Source organism: uncultured Thermanaerothrix sp. (assembly GCF_938028735.1).
Lineage (GTDB): Bacteria > Chloroflexota > Anaerolineae > Anaerolineales > Anaerolineaceae > Thermanaerothrix.
On record NZ_CALIMF010000012.1, the window covers coordinates 236,396 to 248,759 of the forward strand.

9 protein-coding genes, 1 tRNA gene and 1 pseudogene are annotated in these 12,364 nt (G+C 52.4%); 3 read left to right on the top strand and 8 right to left on the bottom strand.

Translation table 11 applies throughout. From position 1 onward, the window contains the following. Nucleotides 1-5: 5 nt before the first annotated feature. The 8 genes from Q0721_RS07560 to Q0721_RS07595 all read right to left on the bottom strand — a co-directional run bounded on the left by Q0721_RS07560 (nucleotide 6) and on the right by Q0721_RS07595 (nucleotide 8,861). Complete coding sequence (locus Q0721_RS07560) at nucleotides 6-1,184, bottom strand: hypothetical protein (RefSeq protein ID WP_299027733.1); 1,179 nt, start codon at nucleotides 1,182-1,184, stop codon at nucleotides 6-8. An 89-nt stretch (nucleotides 1,185-1,273) separates the two neighbouring features. Next, nucleotides 1,274-2,674, bottom strand: a complete 1,401-nt coding sequence (locus Q0721_RS07565; RefSeq protein WP_299027736.1) for a proton-conducting transporter membrane subunit — start codon at nucleotides 2,672-2,674, stop codon at nucleotides 1,274-1,276. Continuing rightward, a complete protein-coding gene (locus Q0721_RS07570) occupies nucleotides 2,671-3,252 on the bottom strand; it encodes a hypothetical protein (protein WP_299027739.1) in 582 nt (193 codons plus the stop codon). The genes Q0721_RS07565 and Q0721_RS07570 overlap by 4 nt, the downstream gene beginning before the upstream one ends. Next, nucleotides 3,249-4,826 carry a hypothetical protein gene (locus Q0721_RS07575; RefSeq protein WP_299027742.1) on the bottom strand — a complete coding sequence of 526 codons (1,578 nt, stop codon included), beginning with the start codon at nucleotides 4,824-4,826 and terminating at the stop codon, nucleotides 3,249-3,251. The genes Q0721_RS07570 and Q0721_RS07575 overlap by 4 nt, the downstream gene beginning before the upstream one ends. A gap of 5 nt (nucleotides 4,827-4,831) precedes the next feature. Then, nucleotides 4,832-6,253 (bottom strand): dihydropyrimidinase, encoded by a 1,422-nt coding sequence (hydA, locus tag Q0721_RS07580; protein WP_299027745.1) that lies wholly within the window; start codon nucleotides 6,251-6,253, stop codon nucleotides 4,832-4,834. Between the two features lie 91 nt (nucleotides 6,254-6,344). Beyond that, the gene (locus tag Q0721_RS07585; protein ID WP_299027747.1) at nucleotides 6,345-6,917 is read right to left on the bottom strand and encodes a hypothetical protein; all 573 of its coding nucleotides are present in this window, start codon (nucleotides 6,915-6,917) and stop codon (nucleotides 6,345-6,347) included. Next, complete coding sequence (gene gndA, locus Q0721_RS07590; RefSeq protein WP_299027752.1) at nucleotides 6,914-8,323, bottom strand: NADP-dependent phosphogluconate dehydrogenase; 1,410 nt, start codon at nucleotides 8,321-8,323, stop codon at nucleotides 6,914-6,916. The genes Q0721_RS07585 and gndA overlap by 4 nt, the downstream gene beginning before the upstream one ends. A gap of 130 nt (nucleotides 8,324-8,453) precedes the next feature. After that, a complete protein-coding gene (locus Q0721_RS07595) occupies nucleotides 8,454-8,861 on the bottom strand; it encodes a response regulator (RefSeq protein ID WP_299027754.1) in 408 nt (135 codons plus the stop codon). Between the two features lie 263 nt (nucleotides 8,862-9,124). Between Q0721_RS07595 and ppdK the strand changes: the two genes are divergently transcribed. The 3 genes and pseudogenes from ppdK to Q0721_RS07610 form a co-directional block, all read left to right on the top strand. Beyond that, complete coding sequence (gene ppdK, locus Q0721_RS07600) at nucleotides 9,125-11,896, top strand: pyruvate, phosphate dikinase (protein ID WP_299027756.1); 2,772 nt, start codon at nucleotides 9,125-9,127, stop codon at nucleotides 11,894-11,896. A 101-nt stretch (nucleotides 11,897-11,997) separates the two neighbouring features. Next, nucleotides 11,998-12,070 (top strand) — tRNA-Asn (locus Q0721_RS07605). Between the two features lie 89 nt (nucleotides 12,071-12,159). Continuing rightward, nucleotides 12,160-12,364, top strand: a pseudogene (locus Q0721_RS07610) (hypothetical protein); the annotation flags it as partial.

Here is a 12,364-nt window from a genome sequence, read left to right on the forward strand (position 1 = left end):
TTAGCCTAAGGAAGTTTCCCTTGCAATTGTTCGTACGTCTCCAGCAATTCGCGGGAGAAAGCCAGCAATTTTTGTAATCGTTTATGGGTCTCTTCTGTGAGCATTGCGATGGAGTCTTGCATGTCCTGGGAGAGGTCTTCAATGGTAATGAGGCGCTCACTTAGTTGGTTGATTTGGCGGCTCAAATCACGGTTTTGTTCCTCCTGCACCAACAGATAGTTGGCCCATCGTTTTTGGTCATCGGCTTTGAAACTTGCCCACTCCTGGCGAAAGCGGTCTTCAACCAAGCGTTGCATTTCGGTGATCTCATTAATGCGCCGTTCAAAACGAGCGGTGATCTCTTCAAAAGCCTCTTGAGCGCGCTTTAATGAGCGGTGAGTGGCTTCCAGAGATTGAATCTGGGCATCTAGGTTAGTGGCTATGGCCTCAATTTCTTCGAAACGAGATTGCCACTCCTTCCAAGTGCGTTCACGTTCAAGGGCCAGCATGTTCTGTTTGTCCATAAAGGCAATTTGACTTTGTTTCCTTTCGTTCTCGGCGGCAAGCAACTCGGCGATGCGTGCTTCTAATTTTCGCTGGGCGTCTCCTATCACATCCATCTTGCCCCGTTGCTCATCCAGGCGCTTGCGCATAGCCGCTACTTCGCCCTGAAGATCAATTATCCGTTTGGTATCTTGACGTTGGTTTTCTTCCAACAACTTCTGCTGGCGCCGGAACTCTTCCTCGGCACGCTGGTACTGCCCAACTTGTTGCTCCAGAGCATCCACTAACCGGCTCAAGCGATTCTCTTCTTCGATGCGCGCCTGAAGGTTTTTACGAAGTTCGGGGATCGCATCCAACCCTCTACGAACCTCTGCAATGGCTTTGTTAAGAGTTTCGAGGTCAGCTAGACGCATACGCTCTACTTCACGGTCGCGTTCGGCCCGCTGTTTTTCCAGATCCTGAATCATACGCGTCAGCTCAACACGCACCTGGGCAATGGCCGTTTCTATTTGATCAAATCGAGTCAGGCTGGCGCCCAGTCGTGCTAGTTCTCCTTCCAGCGTAGTGAGTTGTTGGAGTAAGCGGGGCTGCCCTTCTTCTAAATCTGCTACACGTTCCTGAAGGGTAGCAATTAGTACTTTATCCTTGCGGCGTTCCTCTTCAAGCCAGTCCAGGCGCTTAATGAGTTGCTCAAGATCCATTGGATGGTCCTTTCAGCGCGCAGTGTGATCAAGATTAATAAGTAAGGCTAGCCAATTATAGTCAGATTTTGAGGCTAATTTTTAGGAATCTAGCGAGCTAGATTGAGAAAACTCCGTGCGACTTGCCAAGCCGGTTGGAGAAAAAAGCCAGGGAGCAGACCTAGGCCCAGCAATCCAATTATGGCGATCAAGGTCAACCCGTCAAATGTCTGGGGATTTTCGCTGGGGGAAACAACAGTTTCTTCCGATGGTCGCAGGGCATAACTAAACAGACGGATGCCATTAATCAGAAAGAGGAGATTGCCCAGAAGGGCACCGATCATAGCCGATGATGACTGCTGGGCCAGAGCAAAAAGAATGCCCTGACGCGCTGGAAAGCTGGCCAGTAGGGGCAATCCGCCTAGAGAAGAATAGCCCATCAAGAACCCCAACGAGGTCCAACTCGCTGGTGCAAGCCGTTCAGGGGGGAGCGGTAATATCTTGTTGTGTGAGTGCTGAAGATTAGCGAGGCAGTGGGCGATTAAGAATAACCCCAGAATGCGTGCTGGGAGGGTCTCTAGGAACAAGGTGACCCCCTGGAACGTTCCTAGCGAAAGAGCAATAAGGCCAAAGCCCGAGTCAAAAATGAGGCCCAATCCCCATACTCGCCTAAGGTCAGTGACAAAGAAAGTCCATAGACCCGCTAACAGAACCATGAGCCAGCCAACCAGTTGCAAGCCAGCGCTAACGGGAGCAACAGTTCGGATCCAGGGAAAACTGTTGAAAAAATCTATCACAATCAGGAACGATGAGGTGGAGACCAGGCTGAGAAAAAAGCCGGTAGGAAAGAGTGGGTTATCCTGAGGGAGCATGATTGCCCAAGTATGGAAGGGAAAAACAGCTAGCCACAGGGCAAAGCCTAATCCCACCATTAGAATAGCGGGCAGAACGGTCTCGATTTTCTGAGGTACCCCTTCCACTTGTCCTAATACCCATCCCCCGATGAGAAGAAGCGGAAGGGCCAGGGATTGAAGCGTTAAGAAGCGTAGAGTGGCTCGGGGTGAGGCTTGGTTAGGGGGAAGTAGGGCAGGGATGCTAATTATGATGGCAAGTTCAATAAGGGGCGCGGAATAGATAAAAGGCTCCACCGCCAGTGCTGCGATCATCAAAACCAGTGAAGCGAGTCCATGGGGGATGAAAAAAGAAGAGACGTTGTGCCGTGTTGCGCCCAAGAACCACAGGGCACTGGAGCCGTAGAAAAGCACTAAGAGAGGGCGGTCGGTACCCGCCAGACGTAGTTGCCGCCCCAGAACCGTCAGTACCGGTGACAATTCAAGCGTCCATCCCCCCAGACGTAGTGTGCCGCCTACAGGCAAAATTGCAGCGGCTAAAGCGAGAAGGATGCACAGCCCTATTGACATTCCAGTTGTCAGACGCTGGTGTTGGCGCAGAAACCATAATCCAATTGCACTGATCAGCGGCAGGATGATCCAAAGCCATGCGGTGCTCATATTTGATTCTCCGGCAGGGGATGAAAGAGGATCAGGTAAGCTCCAACGCCCGCAAGGCCCAGCGTTACCAGCGCTAACATGCCGGTCATTAGGACTGAATCTACCAGAAAGGCATATATTAGTTCAAAACCGGATAAGATTTCAAGCAACCCAAGGATACTTATCGAAGGGGAACGTGAGAACCCGTTTAAGAGCAGACCACACCCTGCCAAGATGATACCTGATCGTAGATAGAGTGTCTCTATGGGCAACCAGGGTATTGGAGCCGACGAGAAGGAAAAAGAGAGACCTATAAGCATTCCGCCACTGAGGAGGCGAAAAACTTGTTGCGACCAGGAAAAGGCAGGAAAGCTGACTTTGGGTACGTTCCAAAGAGAAGCACCTAGAAGAGCAACGGCTGTCCATCCTACGATGAGTTTTACCAGAGCCAAACCCAGACTTAGCAAGGTGCTGACTACCCAAAAAAGAACAACGTATTGAACTGCTATGGCGACCAGACGAAGGCGCGGATCAGTTTCTAGTAGGGCAAAAAGGGCGGTCAGAGAGAACAGGATCAAGTGAATCCAGGCTAAGTTCATGGGGCCCCTCCACTCATTTGGAGCATGGAGAGTATCATAGCCAGTAATATCAATGCCCACAGGATTCCGCTCTCACTCTCCAGGGTGGCTTCTAGAAATTGCACAATAGGTTTTGATTGCCTTTGAACAAAAGCGAGCAAGTCGAATAACCAATCGAATGCAAGCACTTGTACAAGGCGATGGTGGGCTTGATCGAGCAGAGTGGTTAGCCATATCGGTGAAGCGGGCAGCCATGCCGGCCGGTAGACCCACCAGATAATGCCAATCAGTGCTAGAAGGGCGGTGAGACTTGCCATTTGCCATCCCTGGGTGACGACACGTGGGTTCAGCGCCCACAGCACCCAGGCGCCAATGGGCAGAATAGAGAGACCCAACTGGTAGACGACAGAAATCCAGCGTTCCGAGGTTACTAAAGGTTGATCAAGGCTTCGTGCGTGGTTAAACCATCCGGTGATCAAGATGGCCAGATTAAGTGACCATATCCAGGTGCCAGTAAGGTTAGAGAGTCCCTGCCATCCTCTTGCCAGCGGGGTGAAAGGGAGCGTTGAAAAGGTTAGTAAAGAGAAATAACCAATCCATTGACGCAAGGGGAAATCGTAAAGCGCAAGTAATGGCATAGCCCCCATAAACACCGTCATGATTGCCCAAGAAGGCAGGGAGGCCTCTGGGGCAAGCGCACAGATGAGAACTAGGCTAGCTTGTGCTGCTATCCAAAAAGGAAGCCCCTGTTGGGCATCGGAACTGCGAATCCACAGGAGGGCACATAACAACCCCCATAATGAAAGAGAAACGGAAAGTCCCGTAGAGTTTATGGAAATGGCTAGCCCTTGGTCGGCTATCTGGGTCAGGAGAGCCATGCCAAGAATAGGCCCTTGAAAGTTTAATGACGTCCAAACGCCACGTCGTTCACGAATGGGGGGTGAGGAGACGGAACCCAACGGGATTAATCCCATGCGTAACCCTAGCGCAAGGAGAAAGAGCAACGCCGTGGATTGTGTCCAGGATTGTGGGGTGAGTTGGGCGTGGGGAGGGGTCTGGCTCAAAGCTACCCAGAGGACAAGAAAGGTGCTGGCCAGACGACTAAGCAGTTGAACCGTATTGGGCCGCGTACCGGTCCCTAGTAAGAGATGAGAGGTGATGAAAGCCGCGCCGTCTAGGGCTGTCCAGGTCAAGGCAATGGCAATTACGTCGTCGGCAGAGAGCGCCAAAATCAACCATCCCATGCTGAATAAATTAACCGCCCAATTTGTCGGGTTGCTTTGTAGGGCAAGGCGGGAAGGTGCGGTCAAAAATACGGCTAGGCCCAGATTCAGGGTTATGAATACGTAAGGCCAGCGATTAGAGTCGAGTGAGAATACAAGCAGGGAAGGCGCAGGCGCAACTTGTGGGAGCCAGGGAATTTTTACCTCGGACAGTGCACCATTCCAGGTATTTACTAGGCTTAGCCCCCAGACGATTAGCGTAGTGAAAAGACTTAACAACCATGCCAGGCCCATGCCATGACGTGATCGGTGAACCAGTCCAATCCCCGTTGCACCGAGAAGGGGGAGACCCACAAGGAATGCCAGGCTCATGAGCGTTATAGAACTTCCGCAAAAGGTTTACGGTACAAGTAACGCCCCATGCCTGGCCGACCTCGCCATTCGCGCCCATCCACAATCAAGTTACCGCGCAAGAACACCTTTTCGGGGAAGCCCGTGAGTTCCCAACCCTCAAATAAATTGTAGTCGGTTCGGTGGTGAGCATAGGCAACACCATATTTCACACGTTTGTCAGGATCCCAGATAACAATGTCTGCATCAGCGCCAGGCATCAGGCTGCCTTTCCGCGGATAGAGACCAAAGATTTTAGCCGGGTTTGTGCTGGTAATGGCCACAAATTGGTTGGGGGTTATCTTGCCTGAAGAGACCGCGGCTGTCCAAAACACAGGCAAGCGATCGCCAACCGCGGGCAACCCATTGGGGATCTTGGTGAAATCATCTTTGCCCAATTCCTTGCCCGGAATCTGGACAGGTTGACCTTCGTAGAGGATAGGCTTAGTACCATCATAAAAGAAGGGGCAGTGATCCGTTGCCAAAACCTGAATGGTGCCATCCACAAGTCCTTCCCAAAGGCGCTGGTTATCTGTAGCCGTGCGCATGGGAGGGGAGCAAATCCATTTGGCACCATCGGGGCGTCTCAGATCTTCAATTGTGAAGAATAGATACTGAGGGCAGGTTTCTCCCATGACCGGTAGTCCTTTGCTCCGCACGTAGGCCAACTGGTCAACTTCGCCGGCTGCATTCATGTGAACAACGTATAGGGGTGCTTCGGCTTGGGCAGCAAGAGCTGCTCCGCGCAGAAATGCCTCAACTGCACCCCAGGCCGGGCGGGTCAACGCGTGCCATTCGGGAGTGGTATGACCAGCAGCCAGAGCCTCCGCAACCAGCACATCAATCACATCCCCGTTCTCTGCGTGTAGCATGGTCAGCATGCCGTGTTTGCCTGCGATACGCATGACCTGGAAAATTTCTCCATCCTGTAGACGCAGGCGGTTGTTGTAAGCCGTAAATACCTTTAGCGTGGTAATCCCTTCATCGATCAAGTGAGGAATTTCAGCGGCCACCTGAGCGTCGAAATGAGAGATGTTCATATGGAAACTGAAATCAATGGCGGCTTTGGGGTCGGCTTTGCTGTGCCAAACCTCCACGTTGGCACGCAGCGAGGGCAGGTCTTGCGGGACAAAGTCAATCACTGTAGTGGTACCGCCAAAGGCTGCGGCTTTGTGGCCAGTGTAGTGGTCATCTGAGGAAACCGTGCCAAACATGGGTAGGTCAAAATGGGTGTGGACATCAATGCCGCCCGGTAGCACCAACTTACCATGAGCATCGAAGATCTGGGTGTTCTCAGATACGGATAAGTCATGGCCGATAAGGGCAATTTTCTCGCCCTCAATCAACAAGTCGGCTTGAATGGTTTCCGAAGCCGTGACCAGCGTACCCGATTTGATCAATATTTGCATATTGCCTCCTCTGGGTGATTGTCATAGGGGGGTAAGAATTAGTGTGTTTTGCTTATTTTACCAGAGCCCTAAGGGGCACTATGCTTGCGGCCTAGGGCACATCTAGAAAACCCAGGAATGCGAGCGTAGCGGGATCTAATTCGCTCAGTCTTAAGGGCAGCGGATTAGTCGCATAAGGTATGGAAAGAGAGGCACGTTCACGTAATGATTGCCAAACGAGCGCGCGTTCTTCGCCATTGAGGGCAAGATCCTGAAGGCGGGTAGCACGGCACAAGAGTTCGCCAGTGGTGTATAGGAAGGTTAGCCGTCGCCATGTATCCGCGAGAATGGCCTGAGGCAAACGTTGGAGCGGCCCAATCTGGATTTTATAGTACTCCTCGTTCGCTCGGGGATGGTTGGGCTCATCACGGAGTAACTCGCGGCGAAGGACTAGTTCGTGTCCATAAACCGGGGCAATGTAGTTGATGCGCCATCGTTCAGCATGACTAAAGGCAGCGGTTTGATAGAAGGCAAGGTAGTCTACGGCTATGACCTTGGGGGCAGATTTTAGTGGAATGCGGTACCAGCCCAGGACACGGGCGATTTCAAGGTCGCGCTGGCAAGGCATAATGGCTACCAGAATCAGCGCGGTTGGAGGCGGATAGGCAGAGAAAGGATTGTTCATGTCCACTGAGTGTGAAATATGCCCTCCCGGTCAAGCCGACGGTAAGTGTGAGCTCCGAAGTAATCACGTTGGGCCTGGATGAGGTTAGCTGGTAAACGGGCGCTCCGATAAGCGTCGTAGTAAGCCAGGGCGGTGCTCATCCCCATCATGGGAACACCAAGTTCTATGCCAATCTTAATCACCTCACGTAAGGCGTGATGGCGTGAAGCAAGGGCTTCGCGGAAGGCCGGAGCCAGCAATAGATTTACCAGGTCTGGTTCATGCTCATATGCCAATGTGATATTGCTGAGTAACCGAGCGCGAATGATGCAGCCGGCCCGCCAAATTGCTGCCAAGCGATCTAGTTTCAGACCATACTCATACTCTTGGGAGGCCTGACGTAGCAGCCCCATGCCTTGAGCATAGGCGATGATTTTGCTGGCATAGAGCGCTTGACGTGCCAGGTGGATCAGATGGGTAGAGTCTCCCTGAAAAGTTCGGATCGGACCGCTAAGGACTCGGCTGGCCTGGAGGCGTTCTTGTTTCAGCGCCGAAAGGATGCGCATATCCACGGCTGCACTGATGGTAGGTACTGCCGCGCCAATATCCAATGCGTTTTGGCTAGTCCACTTTCCAGTCCCTTTCTGTTGGGCTTCATCCAGAATTACATCTACAAGGGGCTGAGCCGTTTCCTCGTCTATTTTACGCAATACCTCGGCAGTAATCTGGATCAAGTAAGATTGCAGTTCTCCCTGGTTCCATTCCGCAAAGATTTCGGCCAATTGGGGGGCAGAAAGCCCCAAGGCGTGTCTAAGCAAATCATAGGTTTCGGCAATTAACTGCATATCGGCATATTCAATGCCGTTGTGCACCATCTTGACATAATGCCCAGCGCCTCGCGGGCCAATGTAATCCACACAAGGTTCTCCATCCTCGGCCTTAGCGGCAATTTTCTGGAGCATTGGCGCCAGAATTTTCCAGGCCTCAACAGAGCCGCCGGGCATCAGGCTGGGGCCCCACAAGGCGCCCTCCTCACCACCCGAGATTCCCATTCCTACATATAGGATCCCGGTATCTTTAAGGGCCTCATGACGACGCTCGGTATCCTGGAAGTAGGAGTTGCCCCCATCAATGAGTACATCTCCTGATTGTAAGAAAGGACGCAGGCTTGTGATCATATCATCAACCGCTTGACCTGCCTGAACCATTAAGAGAATTCGCCGGGGGCGTTCCAAATTGGCGCATAACTCCTCAAGCGAGAAGGTACCAATGAGTCGTCGCTCTGGGCCGGCATCGGCCAGCACCTTACGCGTTTTTTCGGCAGTGCGGTTGTATAGTGCAACCCAGTAGCCGTTCCGTTCAAAGTTGAGAGCCAAGTTATGGCCCATTACACCTAGACCAACTACGCCAATATCTGCTTTTCTCATAAGATAACTCCATTTACGTAAATCTTGAGAAAGGTGGCCGGATATTGGCTAGATTATACTGCGAGTGTTTTGTTAACCAGGAGAGGGAGAATGGGCAAAAAGCCAGAAATGCCGGCTTGCAAAGCCGGCATCAGGAACGGAATGGGGGAGGAGACACTGTAAGGGGCTGTGATTTTGGGCTCCGGCGCAAGAGAGTGTGAAGATGAGCAACCAGGATACTTGCTGAGACGGGCTTGATCAAGTAGTCATCTGCACCGGCATCCAGAGCAGCGGCCACATGCCCGGGTTGGTCGAGCGCTGAAAGGATCAGGATTGGGACATTGCTGAACTGGCGGATCTCTTGACAGACTTTCCATCCATCTATCTCAGGCATAATCAGATCAAGGATAACCACATCAGGCTGCTTTTCCCGAACCTTTTGGATTCCCTCACTACCAGAAACTGCCTGTTCAATGTTGGCAGTTACATTCATACTTTGGAGAATGGCGTTGAGAAGATCTGCGGTTGCGGGATCATCGTCAATGACTAGTAAGTGCATGGTTGCCTCCAGTCCGGGTTACAACCTCTATTATCTTCATTTTGGCGTAAAAAAGACCTTGCAAATGGTTTACAGTTGGTTAGAGGGCCAAATGCAATTGGGGACTTGCCTGGTGTTGTGTTGTGTAAACAAAGTGGAGATTCGTGCGAAAAATCACATGGCTTTGTGGTAAAATTGAAAACTTGATAGGCTTGATCAGCCCCCACCTTAAAGTGTGGGTATAAAAACTGGCATTTTGTTAACATAAGGAGGATGATTGGATTATGAAGAAGTGGGTATATCTCTTCCACGAGCTTGATGAAGTAGAAAAGTATGTGGGTGGAAACTGGGATGATGTTCGAGGGTTGCTGGGCGGTAAGGGGGCTAACTTGGCCGAGATGACCCGTTTAGGAGTACCGGTTCCGCCCGGGTTTACGGTTACCACTGAGGCCTGTAATGCTTACCTCAAGGCTGGTGGCAAGTTCCCCGAAGGCTTGTGGGAACAGATGATGGAGGCCATGGCTCAGGTTGAGAAATTGGCGGGCAAGAAATTTGGCAGCCCCGAGAATCCGCTCCTGGTGTCTTGCCGTTCGGGAGCAAAATTCTCGATGCCCGGAATGATGGATACCGTTCTCAATATTGGCCTGAATGATGAGACGGCGCAGGCAATGATCCGGTTGACCAATAATCCGCGCTTTGTTTATGACGCCTACCGCCGTTTGGTGCAAATGTTTGGCTCAGTGGTGTTGGGGATTCCGGATGAGGCCTTTGAAGAGGTGCTGGACGAATTCAAACGTGAGCGCGGGGCTAAAGCGGATACAGATCTTACCGCCGAGGATCTCAAAGAATTAACCGAAGCCTTTAAGAAAGTGGTTCGTAAGCACAAGGGCTTTGACTTTCCCTCGGATCCATATGAGCAACTGCGCTTGGCAACCGAGGCGGTATTCAAATCCTGGAATGGAAAACGGGCGGTGGATTACCGTCGTGCAACCGGTATCCCAGATGATCTGGGCACAGCTGTCAACATTGTGACCATGGTTTTTGGCAACATGGGTTGGGATTCGGGCACTGGTGTGGCCTTTACCCGCGATCCCTCTACGGGTGAGAAGAAACTCTACGGAGAGTATCTGCTCAATGCCCAGGGCGAGGATGTGGTGGCGGGTATCCGCAACACCGAAAAGATCGAGAATCTGGCCAATCAGCTCCCTGAGGCTTACAAACAGTTCCTTGAGATCTGCGAGAAATTGGAACGGCATTACCGTGATATGCAGGATGTGGAATTCACCATTGAACGAGGGCGCTTGTGGATGTTGCAAACTCGCAATGGCAAGCGCACTGCCCGGGCGGCAGTTAAGATCGCAGTGGATATGGTGAATGAGGGGTTAATCACCAAGGAAGAGGCGGTTTTGCGTGTTTCGCCAGAACAGGTGGATACCCTCTTGCATCCACAGTTTGACCCCAAGGTGATCCAAGAGGCTAAAAAGGAAGGACGGCTTTTTGCAACGGGAGTTAACGCTTCGCCGGGTGCAGCGGTAGGGCAAGTGTACTTTGATGCCGATACAGCGGAGCGGATGGCGAAAGAGTTCAAGCAGGACGTCATCATGGTGCGTCCTTTCACCAAGCCCGATGATGTCCATGGCATGCTAGCAGCCAAGGGCATTTTGACCAGCGAAGGCGGGGCGACCTCGCATGCAGCGGTCGTAGCGCGCCAGTTTGGTGTGCCCTGTGTGGTGGGGGCTTCCTCCATCCAAATAGATCTGGACAAACGGGTCATGAATGCCAACGGCATCGTTGTGCGTGAAGGCGAGTGGCTCTCACTGGATGGTGGTACAGGCGAAGTGTTCCTGGGCAAACTGCCTATGACAGCACCCTCGCTAGAAGAACAGCGCGACCTCATGACTCTGCTGGAATGGGCTGATGAAATTTGTGCCCGTCCTGGTCTCCGCAAGGGGCCAGAGGGGTTCCCGACCACTGGGTTGCAGGTTTGGGCAAATGCTGATTATCCAAAGGATGCACGTCGTGCGCGCGCTTATGGTGCCAAAGGCATTGGTTTGTGCCGCACTGAGCACATGTTCTTTGAACCCGAGCGCTTACCGATTGTGCAGCGCATGATCCTGGCCAAGACGAGCGAAGAGCGCAAACAGGCCCTGGATGAGTTGCTACCCTTCCAGCGGTCAGACTTTGAGGGTCTGTTTGAGGCCATGGACGGTTATCCAGTCATTATCCGTCTGATTGACCCGCCGTTGCATGAGTTCCTGCCCTCGGAGAAGGAGTTACAGGAGCAGATTATTACCAAGCGTTTGCAAAATCTGGCCGACTATGTTTTGGGCAAGGGAGAGGGTAAAGAAATTGCCGATTTGGAGAAGATGCTAGCAGCGGTTGAGGCGATGCATGAATCGAATCCAATGATGGGATTGCGTGGCGTGCGTTTGAGCATTGTGATGCCCGAAATCGTTGAAATGCAGGTACGGGCGATTTTTGAGGCCGCTGCCAATGTAACGCTGCGTGGAGTTAAAGCTAAGCCCGAGGTCATGATTCCGCTGACTGGACACATCAACGAATTGAAGTGGATCCAGCCGCGCCTGGAGGAGATCGCCAAGCAGGTGATGAAGGAGAAGGGGGTTGAGTTCCCCTATAAATTCGGTACCATGATCGAGGTCCCACGGGCTGCCGTGACCGCGGGCGAAATCGCCCAGATCGCCGAGTTCTTTTCCTTTGGAACCAACGATCTTACCCAGATGACCTTCGGTTACAGCCGGGATGATGCCGAGCGTTCCTTCTTGGTCAAGTATGTTGAATTGGGTGTGCTTCCCAAGAATCCCTTCCAAACCTTAGACCGTGAGGGTGTAGGACGGCTGATGAAAATGGCGATTGAAGAAGGGCGCAAAACCCGGCCAGATCTTGAGGTGGGGATCTGCGGTGAGCATGGTGGTGACCCTGCCTCTATTGAGTTCTGCCATCTGGTAGGGAATAACTACGTCTCGTGCTCGCCGTTCCGTGTACCAGTGGCACGCCTGGCAGCAGCGCATGCTGCTCTCAAGCACGCAGCGAAGTAGTTACTGGCTTTAGGAAGTAGAAACGGGCAAGGACTGCCTTGCCCGTTTTCGTTTTTCTTGACAGATCGCCGGGTTGAATTATAATTGGTTTTGCAAAACGATCCTCGCTAGCTCAATCGGCAGAGCGGGCGGCTGTTAACCGCTAGGTTCCAGGTTCGAGTCCTGGGCGAGGAGCCTTCCTCAGGGATGCCATCCCTGTCTCTCGAAAAGCGCTTGATGGATTCCCTGGGTGCGTGGCGTATATTTCAGCAGGAAGACCAGGCATGGTTGCGCTTCCCACCCTAATCCCCCTCTCCGAAGCCGCCCGCAAGTACGGGCTGGAGGAAGACCGCTTGCGCGCCTTGGTGGAGAAAGGTAGAATCAGGGCAGGAATTCTCCCCGGTTCGGATGAGGTGCTCGTGAGCGAGGAGGAGGTCAGAGGCGAAGCGATCCAGGAAAAAGGTCTCCGCAAAGAGGATTTGCCGGAGT